Source organism: Niallia sp. XMNu-256 (genome assembly GCF_036670015.1).
Lineage (GTDB): Bacteria > Bacillota > Bacilli > Bacillales > Cytobacillaceae > Bacillus_BD.
The window spans coordinates 91,666-112,707 of sequence record NZ_CP137637.1 but is presented as its reverse complement, the minus strand read 5'-3'; the positions used below and the strand labels follow the sequence as shown (position 1 = coordinate 112,707).

Sequence of the window (21,042 nt, the reverse complement as noted above, 5' to 3'; positions counted from 1 at the left end):
TCCATAACTTACAACTAGGCTTTACTTTTACAAAGACTGTAAAAGTTTCTACTTACGAACGGGCAGATTAATTCAATAAGCTATTAGTCTTTTATGGTAAGATTATAGAATAAGACAAAATAGGTTTTGGGGAAAAGTTGAAAGTCACCGTTTTTAGAATGAATAATATAAAACTATTATAGGAGAGTCCTAAAGTGAAAAAGAAAATGAACTATTTAATCTTACTTTTAACGATCATCTTTATGGTTGGTTGTACCAACGTAGAAGATTCATCCAATACAGATGTAGAAACAGATTCACAAGAAGTAACAGTTGAAAATAAAAATAATGCAAAAAAAGAAGAAACTGTCACTACGGTTGTTGATGAACCAGTAGTTGAGGAAACACCGAATGTTCCGGTTGCGGAGGAAAAAACAACCCAACCAAATAATGAACTATTTTCGGGATACAAACTTATTGAAGTTGATGGTGGTGATTTGTCTGGGTATCGTGAACCTAACGTCGTCGTAGACATTGGTTATGGGGACCGTGAATATTGGGCATTTACTAATGAATACGGGCAACTAGTACGTGTCATTGCTGACGAAATCGTTCTACAAGATGACAGTAACGAACCTGTATTATCGTCTGGCAGATACTATTCTGATGAGGCAAAGGTTCCAGGTGTTGAAAGTGACGTTTTAGATGAAGGACATGTCATTGCTGATTCTCTAGGAGGGGTAGCAAATGCTTATAATATTACCCCACAAGATAGTACGCTCAACCGACACGGTGATCAAGCCTATATGGAAGACGCGATCAGTAGAGCAGGTGGAGCTACAAATTTTGAAGCAATTATCACATATCCGAATACGGAAACGCAGATTCCTTCAAGTTATCAGTATACCTATACTTTAATGGGTAACGAGATTGTTGATACATTTGACAATGTGAACCCTGATGAAGTAAATGAATCACTCGGTTTAACAGGTAGTGAGTCTTCTAATTCAACTAATTCAAACACAAGCGGTGATATTTCTAGCGTTGATTCAAACGGTAATGGACAGGTGACGATTAAAGAAGCAAAAGAAGCAGGCTTTAGTATGCCAATAACGAGTGATCATTGGTTATACCCATATATGGACGATCGTGATAATGATGGTATGGTAGGTGAGTAAGCTCATAGAACTTTGAGGCAAAATATATGAACGAAAGAACATTTTCCTCGTTGGACGATTTATTACATTTTGCAAATGGGTGTCTGTACAGGAGAAAGGCTTTTTATCCTTCCTCCTTAAGAAAACTTCAATGAATTAAAGTGTAAAGAAGTTAAAAAAGGAGATATTTTAATTTTTAGACTAGTCGAACCAATCGGAAGGGCTTGTGTCGTACCACGTCCTTCTGAAAAAATGATAACTTCAGTAGATGTTGTAATATTTAGAGTATGAAAACAAATATAATACAAATTCTGTTAACCAATTGTTAAATTCGAAAAGGTTTGGGCTATGATGAATAATTTAAGTACAGGGAGTACCCGAAAAAGAATAAGCAAAATTAATTTTGGTAATGCAGTGATAAGAATCCCTTCCTATTCCGAGCAACAAAGGATTGCTGATTATTTATCAACTCTCGGTTCCTAAATGGAAATAGAAAACGAGAAACTATCTTCTTTAATAAAATTGAAAAAGGGTTTAATGTAACAAATGTTTATCTAATAATTTTTGAAACCTTATCGTTAAAATATCATGCTATGGAGGAAATAATCTTGAGTTCACCAATTGATTTATTATTTGAAGAAATCTTTGAATATAAACCTAAGAAGGCTGGAGAAGCATATGAGATACTTGCAGCAGCTGTTACTAAATTATTGGGAAAAGGGAGCCAAGTTAAGCATGATGAAAAAATGAGAGGTACATTCAGTGAAACATTATATCAAATTGACGTATTATTGGAGCAACAATCCAAAAAGGAAATGGGAGAAGCGAAAGACTATACTGTTAAAGGTGCAAAAGTTGGACGGGCAGATTTACAAAAGTTAGGAGGAGCACTAGTTGATTTACCAGATATTGATGGGGGAATATTTTTTTCGGCAACAGACTATACCAAACCAGCAAAGAAATATGCAGAAGCAAGTCAAAAAATATTTGGAAAAGAGATAAAGCTCTTTAATTTAAAACCATCAACCGAGTTAGATGAGCAAGGTCGGATAATGATTATTACAATAGAAATGCATATATTACTGCCTATTTATAAAAAAGCAAAATTCACACCGTTATTTTCCGATTCAGGACAAGTTGAAATAACTAGATTGATTGAATCAGGACAACTAGAACAAGGAGGAATGAAACTAAGTATTGAAGAAATTTATGATGATAATAGAAATGTAATTACAACAGTAAAGGAATTAACTTCGAACAACTTCGGAGGTAACTCTAGTTTTAACGCAAAGGGAACATTCTATTTGAAAGGCCGATATATTTCTATATCTGGATTTCTAATAGAAATATTGGGAATCACTTATGATATTCCATTTTCAGAAACTATTGAAACAATTGAAATTCACTCGCAAGGTAAAGCCAAATTATTATTAAAAGACCAATTTGGTCATATTGATAAACTAATTACAGATGATGAATTAAGAAATATTATTAAAGAAATTAACATTAATTAGTACTTAATAAAGAAATCAAAATGGCTATTCAACAATCAGACCTTTAATTAAGAAGGATCACAGTAATGATCAAACTTTATTTTAAAGCAACAAATAAAAACTCCTTTTTTACTAGAATAAAGGATAAACCGGGATTAATTTAATTAGATGGTTGATTAAGTAATTCATATTCATTAATCTTTTTATAAAAGGTGATATTTTCATTCCCACAAGATCGATAAATTCTACAGCCTTTATTTGACCGTTCTTCCATTCAAGGTAAAATCATTTTTCTATGTCCCCTCATTTGTTCCTAAATCTGAAAAAGAGCAAAAAAAATGCACCTATTCTTTTCGTTGACTATTAAATAGTCAAAACTGTTAGAATAGGTGCTGCTTAATTGGCTACCTTAAGCAATTACTTCACCCAATGTTATTTAATAAACTTTATAAACTTGCTGCTTCCTCTTTTGATAAAGTTACGCCTTTACCCATCTTCTCATGATTTTCTGACCAATCTCTAAGGTCATATTTAGGTTCACTACCATTCCAACTAATTAGGTTAAGTTCTTTTTTCCATCCCTTTGCTGATTCAGATAGAACCCCAATGGTTTCAATAATTTCATATTTAAGGTCCGCCATTAAATTTCATCCTTTAACTCAATAATTGAATTTAACACCCAATAATTATTCTATTTCAGGATTTCCAGTAAATATTTCACCATCTGTATTGTAAGTAACACTAAACACCATATCAGAGAGCCACTTTTTAAACGAGTCATTATCATTATACTGCTTAAAGATTTCTATATTATCAGTCATTAAGTTGAAAACCGCTTTATTTACCGCTTTTTGACTTTCAATTTTAGCATTTTGTTTATCAGAATTTTTCATAGCATTTTGATAATCCTTATCTTTTGCTACAATTTCAGGAATGGATGCAATATGCTTTTTGACATGGTCTTCATCCTTCCAAGGAATATTTCCGAAAAGGTCATGAAAAGTTGATAAAATGTTACTTAATAAATCAAGTTCTGGGTCAGGCTTCCCACCCCCAGCGGTTGTGGGAACAGGGTCAATTTCATAATATGGTGAATCTTCCAGAACAATAGACATTTTCGCCTGTGCTTCTGCCCTATAACTATCTAAATCAATTGCTTCAAGAATTCCTTTTGATAAATCTTCTTCCTTGGGTGCAGGAAGTTTCGGTATTAAAAGATTTAAAAATATAGATAGTTTTTCCCACTCAGCATTACCATAAGGCAAAATTGATGCTAAAAAGCCATATGTCCGAGTAAATGCTTTCGCCTTACTCTTAAAATCTATTTGTTCACTTTCGTCTAATTCATCTTCGTAGTTTTTTGCACTAACATCTAAAATTGGGTCAAGTTTATCCCTATCTGCACCATTCAAGTAAAGCTCTACGATTGTATCTATATGATAATCAGTAAATACATGATATCTTCTAATATCGCTTTCAATATCATTTAATTTATCTGGGTCAGTTTCATCAGAAAGAATCGTAGTCTGATAATATTTTGAAAATGCTTCTTTTATAATATCTGTCTCATTAGCAAAGTCTAAAACAAATGTATCATGTTTTTGTGGATGTGCTCTATTAAGCCTAGATAACGTCTGAACCGCTTTAATATCTGTTAAAACTTTATCTACATACATTGTATGGAGAAGTGGCTCATCATACCCCGTTTGAAACTTATTGGCAACGACCAAAATTCTATAAGGGTCTCTTTTAAGCTTCTTCTCGATTTCATTACTTGGAAAACCATTAATGGTACTCTCTGTTAACTTTTTACCACCGAATTCTTTTTCCCCAGAAAAAGCTACAATTGCTTTGAATGAGCTCTTTCTCTTTTCTAAATAGGCTGTTATAGAATAGTAATATTGTATTGCCCTCTCAATACTGCTCGTAACAACCATAGCACGAGCCTTTCCACCAATTTTACCCTTGGCAATAACTTGCTCGTGGAAATGGTCAACCATGATTTCTGATTTTAACTCAATTGCCTTTTCGTTCGACTCTACATACTTTCTTAACTTTTTCTGAGCCTTTTTCTTATCAAACATCGGGTCATCTTCTACTATTTTAGCAATCTTATAGTAACTCTTTATTGGAGTATAATCTCTAAGAACATCAATGATAAATCTTTCTTGAGTAGCTTGTTTCATTGTGTATACATGAAACGGCTTGTGTTTTATTTTTCCGTCTGCTTCATAAGGAACACCGAACATTTCTAGAGTTTTATTTTTAGGTGTAGCAGTAAATGCAAAGTAACTAGCATTCGTGAGCATTTTTCTACCCTCTAATATTTTCACTATCTTATCCTCAATAGTCTCTTCATCGCGATCCTCATATTTACCAGATAAAGCCATGTTCATTTTCGCAGACATATTCCCACTTTGGCTTGAGTGAGCTTCATCAATGATAATGGCAAAGTTATTTTTTCTATGCTGATTCCCTATATCCTCAAGAATATAGGGAAATTTATGAACAATTGTAATGATAATTTTCTTGCCATCTTGAAGAAGCTTTTTTAAGTCTCCTGAACTTTCAGCATGACCTACTGTATTAGACACTTGCATAAAGCTTTTAATCGTATTCTTAATCTGCTTATCTAGGTTAACCCTATCCGTAACAACAATAATAGAGTCAAAAATATTTTTCCCATCTTTAGTTAGCGAAACAAGTTGATGGGCAAGCCAAGCAATTGAATTTGATTTCCCACTACCAGCACTGTGTTGAATAAGATACCTCTGTCCAACACCTTTCTTGCTTACATCAGCTAAAATAGCCTCTACCCCAGAAAGCTGATGATATCGAGGGAATATTTGTTTTCTCTTAACCTTCTTAGTTTCCTCGTCTTTCTCTTCAACAATTTGAGCATAATTTTCGATAATATTTGCTAGCTCATCTTTGACTAATATCTCTTTCCAAAGATAGTCTGTTTTAATACCGTTCGGATTTGGTGGATTTCCTGCACCATCTTTATGACCTTTATTAAAAGGTAGGAACCAAGACTTTTTTCCTTCAAGCTTTGTACACATCTTAATCTCGTTATCATCAACAGCAAAATGAACCATACATCTACCAAAGTTAAATAACAGCTCTCTTGGATCTCGGTCAGTTTGGTATTGATATACTGCATCATCAACATTTTGCTTTGTCAGTCTATTTTTCAATTCGCAAGTTATAACCGGTAGACCATTAATGAAAATGGCAAAATCAAGAGCAAGCCTTGTATTATCTCGTGAATACATCAGTTGTCTGGTAACACTAAAGATATTTTTATTATACAATTCTCTTGCTTTGGCATTTTCCTGAGAAGGTGTTAGATAAAATAAATCCAGTGTTACTGGATACATTTTTATACCGCTTCTAAGAACATCAATGATACCGTTCTTAGTAATTTCTCCTTGTAAACGATTCAAAAACTTAGTCTTGTTAACATCACTTTTAAATACACCTAATTTTTCAAGTTGATCTGGTTGAGTATCCTGTAAAAACTTGAATAAACGAGTTTCATCTATTGCATATTCTTTGTTGTAGTCATTGTTTTGCCCTAGTTCATAACCATTATTCTTAACAAGATAATCTACAATAAGCCTTTCTAATCCTGACTCTTTGGTGTTAGATGGCATTATCCCTCACACTCCTCGATATCTTCAACTCCCTCGGTTTCATCAACTAATTCTTCATCAAGATCTGTAGGATCTAGTTCGTCTTCATATATCTCATCCACGGCAAAGTCCCGTACATCTATTTTACCTGTTATCACATCAGAAATTAGACTGGTATGGTACTCAGTGATCAGGTCAATTTCTTTATTAATACTTCTTATACTTTTATTTAAAACATCCACTTTTTGATTAATACTTTTAACAATAGCCTGTTGCTCTTCAAGTGGAGGTAAAGCAATAATGGTATTAAAATAACTTTTTTCATTTAGATTTTGTATACCTGTTGTCTGTGTAATATGTGGTAAAGTGAGCCTTAAAAGATTTAAAGCATGAAGATAAAGCAAAAGGTACTCGCTTTTAATAAGCTCAGAATCCACACTAACTTTGGTTATAAAATTAGAACAAACAGCGACATAATCTTCGTTAAACAATACTACTCGACCAACTGGTTGTTTATCACCACCACCTGATTTTTCAATTAACAAGTCTCCCTTTTTTAGAATACGACTGAGATTTTTGCTTTTTTCTACACTTCTAACCGTGAGTTTTTCTTTAGAAACAGATAAATGGTCCCTATCGAAATCCGCAACTCTTACACAAATTAAATGATTAACTGCATTCCCCTCGTTGGGATCTTCTCCCCAAGTGCCGTTAGCAACACTATCAATACAATTTTTTACACGCATTGGTTCCCAATGCTCTGGAATATCTCCAAGCCAAGCAACACCAGAAGGCTTTAGCCGCACTTCAGAATTTACTCCTCGTGTTACTGCACTGGTTATAATAGCTTCTTTTAATTCTCTTAGTAACTCGGCCTGTCTTTTCTTAATCCGAACAAGTCGGGAAACCTTTCTACTATAGTAATCTAAAAAATCGGAGATTTTCTTCTGTTCATTACTTGGTGGAAATAATGACGGTATTTGCTTAAACTCATCCCAATATAGCCTGTTTCGATCTGCAACTATTCCATGTGAATATTTTTTTACTTCATTCATGTAGGTTTGAGTTCGAAACAGGTATGAATAATATCGACTGTCTACTTCTGATAATGGACTCGCAACTACATATGCCGGACTTACTAAACCATCAACAGGAGCAACCCCAACAGCTCCTTGCCACATCCTCATCATATTGTAAGCAATATCTCCATTGAGTGCACGTTTGTATTTTTCACGATCACTCATGACTTGCTTTCGCTTCGAATTTTCAAAGTTCCTCACACGAACCCCTGTCTTCAAAGATACCTCCAAAATCGGTAAATCTGGAAAGCCTGTCTGATTTCGCTGTGAGAAGATTTGACCATTCCTAAGGAGTTTCCAATGTTTTGGGATTTGTCCAAATGAAGGATGACCAGAATCTTTATACTCTAAATAAGTGGAAAGGTTCTCTAGCATAACTCTCTCCTTCCTATTACCTGCTCTAATAATCCTTCAGCTTCAATCTCAAGTTTATAAATATCTGCTTTAATTTCATCGAGTGTACGAAGTTTTACTGGTTTGTAAAAGTATCTTGAAAAGTTAATTTCATAACCTATCTGTATTTTACTTTCATCAATCCATGCATCTGGTGCGAAAGTTAATACTTCATCTTTGAAAAATTGCTCAATACCACCTTCATGAAGTAGAGGTATTTGTTCCGTATCTCTTAAATTGTTATCAACCTCATACTCCACAACACATTGCTTATCATCAATCGTTGTATTAAAAAAGCCGTATAGTGGATTTACTACTACTTTCCCTGGCTTGTGTATTTTTTTGATTACTTTTTCTGCATTCTCATCAATAAGAGCTAGACTATTTTTTATAAGATTTAACCTCTTAGCTGGTAGCTTTATATTTAATTCAGCTGCTATCTTACTTAATTCCTTTACGAACAAGTTAAAGTTAGTAATTGTAGTGTATTGGAATTTCTCAGCTACTGCATAAATAACAGACATTAAATCTATTTCTTTTTGCTGCTCACAGATTATCGCAAAGTTTTCTAGGTTTTCTTTTGATAGATTTATACTTAAACGTAAAGGTCTTTCAACTGTAATCTTATGGTAACCAAACTCTTCGTTTTCAAATATCATAGACTGCTCATTGTGTTCAAAGTCGATGAGCATGTCCGAAATCTTCTTTCTAATTTCAGGTGTAAATTCACAGTTCTTGTTACCCAAGTTCTTTCTAAGTGGATTCTTTAGCTCTGTTGCATCTATTAGTTGAACTTTTCCTCGTCTATGTGGTGCTTTCCTATTAGTAACAATCCAGATATAAGTTGCAATACCTGTGTTGTAAAACATATTTTCAGGTAATGCGATAATCGCTTCAAGCCAATCGTTTTCAATAATGTATCTTCTAAGATTACTTTCACCTTGCCCTGCATCACCTGTAAAAAGTGAAGAACCATTATGGACTTCCACAATCCGACTACCAAGTTCTGTATCATGTTTCATTTTGCTTATTTTGTTTGCCAAGAATAACATCTGTCCATCACTTGAGCGTGGAATCATCTTAAATTCCGGCTCTCCTGCATGAGATACAATAAAGCGAGTGTCAAAGATACCTGATTTACCCCCAAGACGCTCTAAGTCTGTTTTCCAACTCTTACCGTATGGTGGATTTGATAACATAAAATCAAAATTATAAGTTGGAAATCCGTCATTAGATAATGTAGAACCATAGGCAACTTGGTCATCCTGTATAGCCTCACCTTTAATGAGCATATCAGCTTTAGTTATTGCATACGTTTCTGGATTAATCTCTTGTCCATATAAATAAGTAGTAATACTTTTGTTATGCTCGTTAGCTAATTGATGTAACCGTTCATCTGCAATAGTTAACATACCACCCGTTCCACAAGCTCCATCATATACAAGATACGGTGCATCTTTAATTTTATCTGCTACTGGTAAGAACGTAATATCTGCCATAAGTTCAACTACATCACGAGGTGTAAAGTGTTCTCCTGCTTCCTCATTGTTTTCTTCGTTAAATTTACGGATAAGTTCCTCGAAGATTACCCCCATCGTATGATTATCAAGCCCTGGAATTTGAATCTCACCATTATCGTCTAAGATTGGGCTAGGACTCAGGTTAATCTTAGGACTTACAAACTTCTCAATAACCGCACCTAGAATGTCTGCTTCAATCATCGTGTCGATTTGATTTCTAAATTTAAACTTTTCGAGTATTTCTTGCACATTTGGTGAGAAACCATCCAAATATGCTATAAAATCAGCCTTAAGATGTTGTTGTTTAGCTCTCGACTTAAGGTCTTTTAATGTAAAAGGTGAAGAATTACAAAAAGCTTGTCCTGCTATATTACAGAGTGCAGCTGTCTGATTCACTACTTCTGCTTTATCCAATGCATCTTTCATCTGCAATACTGCCTCTTTTGTAGGCTCAAGAACTGCATCAAGTCGACGAATAACTGTCATTGGTAAAATTACATCTCTATATTTACCCCGTACATAAACGTCACGAAGGCAATCATCTGCAATGCTCCAGATAAAACTAACAATTTGATTATATGTTTGATTATTCACGTTTGTTCCTCCAGTTTATATACCATTTATACATAAATACTTAGTTTAATAGTATCATATCATTGGTCACTTTTGAGATTCCAGGAGGTTATTACCATTATTTTTACATAAATGATTGTATTTCATGGGTAAAAAAGCACCTATACTTTTGGGTAACCTGCAAACAGTCATCCCCAAAAGTATAGGTGCTAATTTTTGATAAATCTGAGATAAAAATTTAGATGTTTTTAAAAGAAAAGAGCAGTATACCCAAAACAGGATTAATCTTGGTTATGACTATCTCTATTTATTGAAGGTCTAAATACCGGTGAACTCTCCTGTTCCCCTTGTCTCTGCTCATTTAATACCGATTTCAATATGTTAGAAATAACATACATTATTCTATAGGAAGAGAAGAATAAGAAGGTGATGAGTAACACAAATGCAATTAGTAAGATGTTTGCATACTTTCCCTCATAATCCATAAACATAAATAAGGTCATTGAATAAATTACTAAAATCAACCCTGCTACTATTGCTTGTGAAATATATGCAGTTAAGGTGTTATGGGCACCGTTATCCCTTATTCTCTGCATTACCTTTGCATTAGTTAACGTTAAAAGAATTGAAATCATGGTTCCTAGAAACGCTATAATAATGGAACTTAACGTAACCGTAGCATTAAGTATAAGGTCAAATTTATTAACATCAGAAATTTCCCACCCGAAAAAGTAAACCATTACCCCAAAGATAATTGCAAACACATATGGATAACAACTTTCCCATAGTTTTGCCATTGGTTTCCTCCTTACACGTACTTACACGTAGGTATTATTTATATCATCTATCCTTGTTCTGTAAAGTATTTGCATTCTATTTACAACCGTAGTATGTAATATATTTCTCGATTCAGGACTTATGTCATTTCCAGAGAAATTATGGAAATCATATAGTCTATGCTGAATTAAATCAACTGTTTCCACCTTAGCATTTTCATTAGCCTTTTTTCGAACTTCAATTTTACTAACATTAGGGTCACTTGCCATATCCTCAAGTTCTTCGTAAACTGGTAAACGACTATTTTTCTTAGAGCCCTTTGGTTGAATACTTATTTTGAAGGTTACCCCAACCGATTCATTCAAATCATTTGCCCCACTAATGATTTGACCAAGTGACCTTTTTGTTGTAGGTAAGGCATTCTTTACATCTGCAATAGAAACTTCAGCACCTCTTATCAAGTGGTCTTTTTTTAAAAGCTCCATTGCTCTAGGGTGAACTAATGGTTTAAAGAAAACTGTAAAACTAGGGTCATTTACAACATCAGTAAAATAATTTGCTATTGCAGATGGTGATAAACTGTGCATATTTCTCCGTATCATTATTACGCAATTAGTTGGATCATATAGTACAGAAACTTCCTCACCAAAGCCCTCATCCTCGCCTAAATCGTCAAAGAAACCAAAGGTTCCATCATCATTTGTTTTGATTGGGAATCCATCTTTTCTTATTCGAACAAAGTGCATTTCCCATTTATTATTTTTCTGTTGAATATCTTGTAATCTGGCTTGGTCATTTCCAACTCTATATACTCTTTCTCTTGTAGGAATTGCCTGGGCTTGTGTTAAAACATTAGTCAAATCACAAACTCTTTCATCCATTATTTCTTCTTGCTCATTATATTGACTTGCATAAACCTTAAAATAATCAAATCTAATAGCCCTTGCCAAAGTTTCTCCCCCTTTTATACTATATAAAATTTCGACAATAGGAGAAATTATCCTGCAATTTTCCCAGATTCATAAAGAGATCCATTGTTTTATATTTTTCCTTTAATGTCTATTTAGGGTACACCTTAAACAATCACCTAATCATTATTATTAAGACTAGGTTTCGAGTGTATGATTAGGGTGTCTATTAAATAAAAAGAATCCCTTTTGAAAAAAAATAATCAAAAAGGATTCTTATCCAGCAGATTTAAGTTTCGATTATAAAAAAGGTTGATCATTTTCTACCTGTGTTGCTCGACAATCGCGCCCGATTGTTGAAGATCAAAGGCTGTTTCAATTGACTGGCACTTATTTAATAACGGGTATTTATTTAATTTTCATATCAATTCACTTAATTGTTAAACTAAAACTAAAATTAATTTTTTTCTGAAAACCTTTCCTATAATTAAAATATTAAATCCCATACTAGACGGTTTTAGTTTCAATATGGTTAAAATTCATGCATATTTACTCTCTTTCTAATGAACTATTCCAATATCAACTCAATACATTCCGAATATTCACCCACGGTTATTATTACCTATAATACTATATTAAGGTACTTCTATATTCAATCTTTTTCGCAAACGATGGGGCTAATTCTGAAGCAAAGATTCGTTCAAAGGTAGGTTCACCCCTTTACTTTCATGGTACTAAAAAACCGACTGATTTATTAATAAAATCAATCGGCTATATAAGAATATTAATATTGTTTTTGAGAAACACTCTATGCCAAAAAATTTGATGGCTTTACTAAGTTTAGACTTTATTCCTTAAAATGAGTTTCCCAATTTCAAAAATTGCAGCAAACTCAACAGATGCAACTTTATCTACTTCTTGCTTATCTTTTATTCTCCTAAAGTATTGTCCATCAGTATATAATTCTTCATAAATAGGTGCTAGATTTAATTCAGCCGTAACATACATAGGCGCTTCATTATTAATAATATTCATTACAGTTGAATGGTTTCCATTGTCTACATATCCAATATTCAAAGGGTGAATAAGAACAACTTTATGATTCAAAGGGTCCTGTTTCCATTTATCTCCTACCTTTTCACCGATATTATTAAACGCGTCCAATAAGCGACTTGTTTTCCAAGGAAAAGCAAATATAAGAGAGTCTGAGGGATGAATTGTAGTCTTTTTCTTGCAGCTAGTATAATTTATAGAATTGCCTGTTTCATCTGTTTTTTTAAATTGAAAATGCTTATTGCCATTTTTGAAAAATAGATGTTCAATACAAAAAGCCGAATCTCTTGATAAAGGCTTTCCTTTAATACACATATTTATTACTTCAAATTGGTACGGTTTTCCTAAAGAATAAATAAGGTCGTATATACGGTGAGGGTTATCACTTTCTAATATTGTAGTAGCAACGAATAAAATGTTTTTATAATTTTGAAGATGTTCCTCACTTTTAGTATCTTCTTCATTTTTAGTATTTTCTTCACTTTTAGTATTTACCTTTTTGGATTTAAAAAAACTTAGCATGATTTTCTCCTTTTTACTTTTAATATATTATGATTACGACATTATTTTTAAAATTCCTACAAATTTAGATTAATTTACTATTTCCTTTATTAAAATAGATTAAAAAGGTTTTGTTGAAACGAAAACATACTTATTAAGGAATTTTATAACTTATATTATTATTTCAATATTTACAACTATTTTTATAGCACCTCGATTTATTAATGAATATTCCGAAACATTTTATACATTGTTATTTGTGGCTTCTTATGCATTTCTATTTGTTTTTATGTATGGTTCATTATCATCATTAATTTCTGAAATTATAAGCAAAAGTGGTTTCTTAACAATTAATCTTCTAGTAATAAAATCTATTATATATTGCCTTGCTATGCTTATTTTCTCATTGCAATCCCCTAAAGAATTTATAATATACGGAACCATTAGTGCAGTATTTTATTATCTTTTAGAGGAATTTATACGATATAATCAAAAAAAGCTTGTAGAAAAATTATTTCTATTTTTACAAGCTAAAATATTAAAGGTAATGGCCCTAAAATGAAAAATTGGTGCATATCCTTTTTATGCAGGATAGCACCCGATTGTTGAACAAGGGCATTTTTCCCTAATTTGAATGTCCAAAATGTGTAGCTATACCAAAAATAGATTAACAATCATTCGAAGATTATAAGTTCTTCAGTATTATCTAAAACCTTTTGATTATACTCATTATCAATGATCCATTTATCAATGCCTTCTAAAATGGCCTGGCAATAAATTTTAGGATTTAAAAGAACTGTACTATCTGTTTGTTCAATCGCTAAATTTGTTGGTTTTGCAAGAAACTTAACCTTCTTAATACCTAACAAAAAATTTTGATTATTCGGATGTTTAGTAATCCGTTGATTTGCAACTTCTCCATCACCATTATGTAGAAAAGCACAACGTAAAGCATAAGCAATTACACCAGTTAAAAACACATGTGGTGTTTCTACCTCTATTGGAGTAAAAGGTTTTTTCCTTTTTGTCATTGTCCCACCATTTGGAAGAGTAGTAACTTGGTCGTTCTCACTACGATATATTGTTATCTTATATTGCTTAACGTAGTTATCAAACCATTCAACATAATCATCTGGCTTTCTTTTACCCTCCAACGAAGTACAAATGTCTGGTAATGTTAATGCAGCCATCAACGATAAATACCAATTTTCAGCTTCTATACCTTTAACTAAAGCATCATAATATGGTTTCAATCGATCACGTAATTCCATATAATCACCTCCTACTATAAATATTTCGACAAGAGTTGGATAATTCATTTAATAAATATAAATTGAACTACGAGCAGTTCAATAAGAAAAGGGATGCATCAGCAAGCCCTCTTATTTAAGTGAAGCACCCGTTATTAACAAGAAAACCAACAATTTTAATAGAGCTTAGTTATAATAAAATGAAATGTGCTACCTCCCTACGGTTAGCAAACTTTACCTCTCTTAATCTTGTAATCTATAAAACATGCGCGCTGTCGTTAAAATTGATGATTTGTGTAACAATCGCGTCCTTCGTATTATAAGTTCATCCAGAATATATATCTGAATGGTCTATTTTAATTAGGTTATAGATAGAGAGAAACTTGGCTTCAAACGCAAATAAATAAGATGTTAGCCAGGATAATGAGACCGCTGGCAGATCTCAATACAATTGATAGAATAAAATAATACAAAAGAATCGATAAAAAGACGACAGAAGCTAAGCTTAAATACATTCCCCGAAAATCAGTATATCGAACAATCATGCCAATGATGTAAGGTCCTAATCCCATTCTAGCGTCCATGAAAATGAAAAAATATAAAATATAAACAACCTCAAAATGAGGTTGTTATATATTAATTTACTTTTGACACACTAAAGATTACACCAGCAGATTGATCGTATTTTAAGTTATAACGAATTGTATTTTTCTCTACTGTTGTTTCATTCTTTTGATATTGATAATCCTCATCAAACAAACGTAAATCTTTCAATACTTGCCCTACTTCTTCTTGATTAAGATCGGGATTAGTCATACCAATTAACATTCCCATAGAGAGAACGATATCCGTTCCTTCCCCCTGTCCTACCATTATTAACTCATGTACCCCACCATTCTCATCAATATTTTCAATTAAGGTAATATCCTCATCTAACATCGCAGTAATAGTTTCCTCTTCTTCCTTTAGGTTCTCTAAAGCATAATTCAACTTTAACTCTTTAACTTCTTTATCGAAAGCCCCTAAGAATTCATTTTGGTTATTATACAGTGGTTGAGTAGTCGTCATAACAGCCATAATCGGAAAGACAAAATAGGCAGTAGCTATTAGAGTTACTACAGTACGTATGACTTTTGTAAATCTACCTTGCCTCCACAAAAGAACAATACCGATAGGAGGAAAAATAATTAAACAGAACCACATAAACCAAGCCTTCTGAAAAATTGGAGTTCTACGTTTTAAGTTTGTCTCAGGCTGCATCTTTCTGACCTCCTTTAAACAATTGTTTAATATTAATATTAAAAATAAAATTCATCACATCTTCTGCCTCTTCTACTAAAGAAGATTTAAGTTTATGCACTACATTCTCACTATATGGTGTTTCATTTTCTTCCTGCATTAAATGATTAAAGAGAGAATTTCCTTCAGAATCTGTAACTTCAATTCCAAAACTTTCTTGAAGTAACTGCTCATCTTGTATTTGCTGTATCATGGTTTGGTACTGAGCCTTTAATTCTGGGGTTGATGTGACACTAACCAATAAATTGTAAAAACTCTTTGCCTTTTTATATTCTTTTTTCTGGTAAGCTGTTTTTGCATCATTAGTTAATGACTCAATAGTCTCATTGTACAAATTTTTTACCTCTTCTGAATCTTTAACTTCCTGTGCTTCTTGGATAAATTTTAAGGTTTGTTCATAATCATTTTCATTTTTAGCAATGGTAGCCTTAGATACTAGGTCTCCAACTTTCTCATTAATATTGATTTGTTTCAACAATGTATTAGCGGTTTGTTTAATTTGTTCACTGGAACGATTGTAATTTTGGATATATGATAAATGTTTCTTTGCTGTTGTATAATCTTTCTCGCTAACTGCAGTTTCTGCTAATCCATAGATTCTGTTCAGAGAGTTTTGAACGAGAGAATCTGTTTGACTACCATTTTTCCCTAACTCATAAATCTTTTCTAATTCATTTATAGTTCCTTGGTAATCACCATTGTTAAATAGTTCATTTGCAGTTTTATAATGTTGATCAGCCTGTACTTGTTTTTCATCTATTACTGGCTTAGGTTTAGGTTTAGGTTCAGGTGCAACTGTAGGAGTTGATGGCGTTGTATTTCCGCTGCTAGACGTATCTGAACTACTTCCACCGCTACTCTCACTTCCTCCATTATGATAATGATATCCTGTGCAAAGACCTTTAGCTATGGATTTATCTGAGCAATTGTGTCCCCCACTACTATCTGTTCTACCTGAGTGGGCATTTGCTGATAATGGCATTAGTAGAAGAACTAAACAGCAAAGAGTACTACTTAAAGATATGAAACGTTTTCTCATACTTTCTTCCCCCTTATATAAATTTTTTCTAATATTTCTAGAATACTATATTTGTAAAAATATGTCTAAGTTACCATTTTTATTATAAAAAATTTGACCAAACATCCTATAATAGTAATGTAAAGATATATTTATGATTAAAAATTACCAAAAAGGGATGGGTTAAAATGGGATTACGTTTCCGAAAAAGCTTTAAAATTGCCCCTGGGATTCGTCTAAATGTCAGTAACAAAAGTACTGGTCTTAGTTTTGGAGGGAAAGGTCTACGTTACAGCATTAATAGTAATGGCAGACGAACTACAAGTGTAGGTATTCCAGGAACAGGTCTTTCATATGTTTCATCAAACTCATCTGGCAGATCCTATAAAACAAAAGCCTATCAAACTCGTCAAAGTTTGAAGACTCAAGAAAAAATGATATTAAAAGAACAGGAAAAAGAACGTGCAAAATATGAAGTTAAAATATTTGAAAATCAATGTGAATTAGTTAAATCAATCCATCAAGAGTGCGATGATGAAGTAGACTGGAAAAAAATTATAAATAGTCAACCTCCCCATCAACTTGAAGAGGTTGGTTTAAATCAAAAAAGGGCAATAAGAGACTATGAAAATTACAAGCCAAAATTTTTTGAATGGTTATTTAAAAGAGAAGAGCAAGCTTATGATCGATTATCAAAGCAAATTGAGCAAGCTAAAGTTGAAGACGAAAAAAAATATAAAGAATGGGAGGAACTTGTAGAGTTAGCAAAAAATGTGCTAGTTGGTGATATCGATACTTATTTCAAAGTTATTGAAGAAATGAACCCATTAGATGACTTAAGTGAATTTGGTAGTGGTTTTGAGTTTTCAACAGACGACCCATCATTTATGGAAATCGCATTCGAAGTTCATTCTGAAAAAGTCATACCTAAAGAGGAAAAGAAATTAACGAAAACAGGTAAACTATCAATTAAGCAAATGACTAAAACTCAATATTATGAACTACTACAAGATTATGTCTGTAGCTGCATTCTTCGAATTGCTAGAGATTTATTCGCATTACTCCCATTAAAAACAGTTATCATTCATGCGTATGACGAGCTGCTTAATACCGTAACAGGTCACGAAGAACAAAAGTTAATTCTTTCTATTAAAATTGATCGAGAAATCTTAACTAGGTTAAACTTTGAAAGCATTGATTGTTCCAACTCTATGAATAACTTTCCACATAATATGAACTTTAGAAAAACAAAGGGTTTTGATTCAGTCGAGAAAATTGCTCCTACGGAATAGTAAATATAAAAGCCTGTTTTGAATAACCAGAACATCCGTACAGTTGGATTCGTAAATCCTCCCAGGGGCAGAAAACATTGATATATTAGCGTTATGAGAATCAAAATTTACAACAAATATTTTTTTAAGCCATTCTATCCGATTTATAAATTATTATCATAAGAAGTGAAGACTTTTAAGTTTTTGCTTCTTTTTATATTGTACAAAGAATTAAAATTAATCATTCATAAGGGGGATTACAATTCATTAGTTAAACGAAGTAAGCAGAAGAAGATATATTAAAAATCATTGAATAAGAAAAAATGGCTGCCGTTAAGACAACCATAACTTGAACCAACATATAGCGAGTAAAACTACATCAGCTGGGTAGTATATGTTTAGGATGGTGTGCTTTCATCATTAGCATATTCCCCATTAATAAACAAGGAAGTGAATAGATGAATCAGAGTAACAAACGCAATAACTTTGGTGGAAATGTAGAAGAAAGTGACAAAAATCAAGCTGGTAGTAATGCTAATCAAGGTGCGAGTGACTTTGGTGAAGCAGCAGCAGCAGGAACTCTTAATGGAGCCGTTACGGGTGCTATGATAGGTGCTCAATTTGGACTAATTGGTACTGTAATAGGCGGTGTTTCAGGCGGTGCTATTGGTAACCAGATTGTAGAGGGAGCTGAAGTCGATGACAAAACAGCTTCAAAAAATCATGATGAGAGCAATAATAACTCTATAAATAAGTAGCAGGCACTTTACAAAAATGTATTTGTGTTAATCTCACCAAAAAAGACCGTCAAAAAGACAGTCTTTTTTTCGCTAAAGCACCCGTTCGTAATATAAGGTTAGCCAGATTTTTCTGTCCTCCTAAGGAAACGTCGGGACTGGGCCTTTTTTAGCTTTCAATACAATAAATATAAATATTTTTTTCTTGCGATAAAGTGGATTCCTCTTTTTTATAAATCTATTAGAGATTAATATCCTGACTCTCCGATTGGAACAATTCCATTATAATCTGTCCAATAACCCGCTAGCGGATATGCTGGTATGTCATTCCAGTGGTTTGGATCTACCTTATAGACTTCCCCTGTCACGTAGCCATAAACTAAAGATTTCAACGCCAGGTAATTTTGTTTAGTTAAATAACCATTAGATTTTTGACCTAAACTTCCGTCAGTTGTATTTCCTTTTGTCTCAAAGAAAACGGCAGGATGGCTGTGGTGGTCAGGGTTTAATCCGTTATAGTTTAATCCCATCATCATTGCCGATACCACACCGCCTTTAATATCAATATCGTACCCTGCTTGTTTAGCGGAGTCGACAATTTGATAGCGATCAATATGAGTATATCCGTATCCTTCCAAATTATCGTACACATACGCAAGCATTTGCCGCGTTTCATCATTGTAGTTTTTGTATGCTGGTAATGTTGGTCCATTTGGAGCAAGTGACACTCCAAGAGAGAAGGATGTAGCTTCATTGGTTCCATACACTTGCTTGATTCCTTGATGATGCAAGTCTATAGCAAAGTCTGGCTTTACATCTGCCCAGTATGCGTATACCGCTTGTGATTCCTTTGCGGCAAAGCCCCCATCAAGCGTCCAGTCGCGATTTAAGTCTAGGGACTTGCCGGTCGCCATAATTTTAGTTCCACGGGTATTCATCTCCGCCCCGTCCGGGTTATACATTGGGATAAAATACAGGGTAGATTCCGCCAAGACTTTTTGAACATCTTTTGATTTGTTGCTTGCATACGTCTTCAATAAGTCAAGAGCCGCCTCAGTCACTAACTTTTCATTTCCATGTATTTGGGCCTGAATCCAAATCTTTTTTGCGCCCGTTCCAACTTTTGCTGCATAAATGCTTCGGCCTGCTTCAGATTTACCGTATTGATCTAAAGTGAAAACTTCCACTTTTCCCTTGCTGGATTGTTCAATATCACCTAGAATCTTTATCACTTCGTCATACGACAAAGTTGAACTAATATTTGTTTGTCCTTTTGTTGATGGACCGCCAGGATTTGTTGAGGCAAAAGCAAGGGATGAGCATACCAGCAGCAATACTGCCGTTAAAATACTAGTCTTTTTAAAAATGGATAAATTCATAACTTTACCTCTCTCTATTTTTTTGCCCTAATGGATAGTAAACTCCTCTCTAAATTTTTTCGGGCTATTAAACAAATAGTATGGAAAAAGCTTTTGAAAAAATAGAGCTAAAAGTCCGAATTATCAAATAATTAAACCCCGATTTATATGTCGTAAGTTTCAGCGATGATTTGCTAGGAAGGTCTTTTGTCATGTCTATAAAGTGAAATCATTGGAAGTAGCAGGTAAATGAGAACAACATTTGTTCCATTAATTAAAGGATTTTCTTTCGGATACATATTTTTAAGTTTATGTTCTGTTTGAAACTGTGTATTATCTACTAAATCATTGGGTTTCCAGTTACTTGAAATTCCTAATAATTTTCTTCTATTTCATTCCCACTTTTATCTAAAAATCGTACAAACCCTATTCCATATATTTCCGGCAATATCGTCATCTTAAATAAATTAGAACACTATTAATATTTGACATTATTTTTTACCCCTTTTTTTCCTAAGAGTAATAAGTATAGTATATCAATAAAATCAATTTTTTGGTAATTTTGGCCTATTACGATGAATAATTAAGGAAAGTCTAGCAACGGAAATACAACGTCATAAAACTCCTACAGTTACACCTGAACCTAAATCTGAGCCAGTAATAGATGAAGAACAGTCGTTCTTCTTTTCCTGGTTTAAAAGCCGGAACTTTAAAAGCAGCAACCTCAATTTCTTAACCGGTTTGTGGATTACGACCTTTACGAGCTGAACGTTCACGTACTTCAAACGTTCCAAATCCAATTAATTGGAGCTTTTCTCCTTCAGCAAGTGTGTTAGAAATGGTATCAAATAACGCATCAACTGCTTTTGTTGCATCTTTCTGTGTCAGTTAGCTTGTGTTGTTCCACCGATAAGGATACAAGAAATGGCTTAGACACAAATGCTTAACGTTGAATCTGCGTATGATAATGCTCCCCCTCTATATAAGTGAATTACTAATAAAATACCTCATAAATTCATTGAAATATAAACTTCGTCCATT

The 21,042-nt window shown here is 33.3% G+C and carries 16 protein-coding genes and 1 pseudogene; 4 read left to right on the top strand and 13 right to left on the bottom strand.

All coding sequences use genetic code 11. The annotated features are described in order from the left end of the window. The first annotated feature begins 194 nt into the window (after positions 1-194). Together R4Z10_RS21620 and R4Z10_RS21615 are read left to right on the top strand one after the other, a co-directional pair. Positions 195-1,157 carry a DNA/RNA non-specific endonuclease gene (locus tag R4Z10_RS21620; RefSeq protein WP_338473343.1) on the top strand — a complete coding sequence of 321 codons (963 nt, stop codon included), beginning with the start codon at positions 195-197 and terminating at the stop codon, positions 1,155-1,157. 587 nt (positions 1,158-1,744) lie between these two features. Continuing rightward, a complete protein-coding gene (locus R4Z10_RS21615; protein WP_338473342.1) occupies positions 1,745-2,650 on the top strand; it encodes a restriction endonuclease in 906 nt (301 codons plus the stop codon). A gap of 425 nt (positions 2,651-3,075) precedes the next feature. Here the strand turns inward: R4Z10_RS21615 and R4Z10_RS21610 are convergent, their stop codons facing one another. The 11 genes from R4Z10_RS21610 to R4Z10_RS21560 all read right to left on the bottom strand — a co-directional run bounded on the left by R4Z10_RS21610 (position 3,076) and on the right by R4Z10_RS21560 (position 16,656). Then, positions 3,076-3,270, bottom strand: a complete 195-nt coding sequence (locus tag R4Z10_RS21610) for a PC4/YdbC family ssDNA-binding protein (protein WP_338473341.1) — start codon at positions 3,268-3,270, stop codon at positions 3,076-3,078. 45 nt (positions 3,271-3,315) lie between these two features. After that, positions 3,316-6,285, bottom strand: coding sequence for a type I restriction endonuclease (locus R4Z10_RS21605; protein WP_338473340.1), 2,970 nt, complete (start codon positions 6,283-6,285; stop codon positions 3,316-3,318). After that, positions 6,285-7,718, bottom strand: a complete 1,434-nt coding sequence (locus R4Z10_RS21600) for a restriction endonuclease subunit S (RefSeq protein WP_338473339.1) — start codon at positions 7,716-7,718, stop codon at positions 6,285-6,287. The genes R4Z10_RS21605 and R4Z10_RS21600 overlap by 1 nt, the downstream gene beginning before the upstream one ends. Beyond that, the gene (locus tag R4Z10_RS21595) at positions 7,712-9,850 is read right to left on the bottom strand and encodes a class I SAM-dependent DNA methyltransferase (RefSeq protein WP_338473338.1); all 2,139 of its coding nucleotides are present in this window, start codon (positions 9,848-9,850) and stop codon (positions 7,712-7,714) included. The genes R4Z10_RS21600 and R4Z10_RS21595 overlap by 7 nt, the downstream gene beginning before the upstream one ends. A gap of 260 nt (positions 9,851-10,110) precedes the next feature. Continuing rightward, positions 10,111-10,626 (bottom strand): hypothetical protein, encoded by a 516-nt coding sequence (locus R4Z10_RS21590; protein WP_338473337.1) that lies wholly within the window; start codon positions 10,624-10,626, stop codon positions 10,111-10,113. A 21-nt stretch (positions 10,627-10,647) separates the two neighbouring features. After that, a complete protein-coding gene (locus R4Z10_RS21585; protein WP_338473336.1) occupies positions 10,648-11,556 on the bottom strand; it encodes a DUF6731 family protein in 909 nt (302 codons plus the stop codon). 798 nt (positions 11,557-12,354) lie between these two features. After that, entirely contained in the window at positions 12,355-13,089 is a 735-nt protein-coding gene (locus tag R4Z10_RS21580; protein ID WP_338473335.1) for a DUF6710 family protein, read from the bottom strand. A 653-nt stretch (positions 13,090-13,742) separates the two neighbouring features. Continuing rightward, positions 13,743-14,339, bottom strand: coding sequence for a hypothetical protein (locus tag R4Z10_RS21575; protein ID WP_338473334.1), 597 nt, complete (start codon positions 14,337-14,339; stop codon positions 13,743-13,745). Between the two features lie 368 nt (positions 14,340-14,707). Continuing rightward, entirely contained in the window at positions 14,708-14,902 is a 195-nt protein-coding gene (locus R4Z10_RS21570) for a hypothetical protein (protein WP_338473333.1), read from the bottom strand. Between the two features lie 52 nt (positions 14,903-14,954). Continuing rightward, the gene (locus tag R4Z10_RS21565) at positions 14,955-15,578 is read right to left on the bottom strand and encodes a hypothetical protein (RefSeq protein WP_338473332.1); all 624 of its coding nucleotides are present in this window, start codon (positions 15,576-15,578) and stop codon (positions 14,955-14,957) included. Then, the gene (locus tag R4Z10_RS21560; protein WP_338473331.1) at positions 15,568-16,656 is read right to left on the bottom strand and encodes a YHYH domain-containing protein; all 1,089 of its coding nucleotides are present in this window, start codon (positions 16,654-16,656) and stop codon (positions 15,568-15,570) included. Before R4Z10_RS21560 ends, R4Z10_RS21565 begins: the two co-directional genes overlap by 11 nt. 167 nt (positions 16,657-16,823) lie before the next feature. On the opposite strand from R4Z10_RS21560, the gene R4Z10_RS21555 reads away from it, so the two are divergent. After that, positions 16,824-17,927 (top strand): DUF4236 domain-containing protein, encoded by a 1,104-nt coding sequence (locus tag R4Z10_RS21555; RefSeq protein WP_338473330.1) that lies wholly within the window; start codon positions 16,824-16,826, stop codon positions 17,925-17,927. 437 nt (positions 17,928-18,364) lie between these two features. Then, entirely contained in the window at positions 18,365-18,664 is a 300-nt protein-coding gene (locus R4Z10_RS21550; protein WP_338473329.1) for a hypothetical protein, read from the top strand. A 227-nt stretch (positions 18,665-18,891) separates the two neighbouring features. On the opposite strand, the gene R4Z10_RS21545 is transcribed toward R4Z10_RS21550, so the two are convergent. Together R4Z10_RS21545 and R4Z10_RS21540 are read right to left on the bottom strand one after the other, a co-directional pair. Further along, on the bottom strand, positions 18,892-20,022 hold the full coding sequence (locus R4Z10_RS21545) for a M14 family zinc carboxypeptidase (RefSeq protein WP_338473328.1): 1,131 nt from the start codon (positions 20,020-20,022) through the stop codon (positions 18,892-18,894). Between the two features lie 714 nt (positions 20,023-20,736). Next, positions 20,737-20,889: pseudogene (locus tag R4Z10_RS21540) on the bottom strand (HU family DNA-binding protein); the annotation flags it as partial. Positions 20,890-21,042 lie beyond the last annotated feature (153 nt).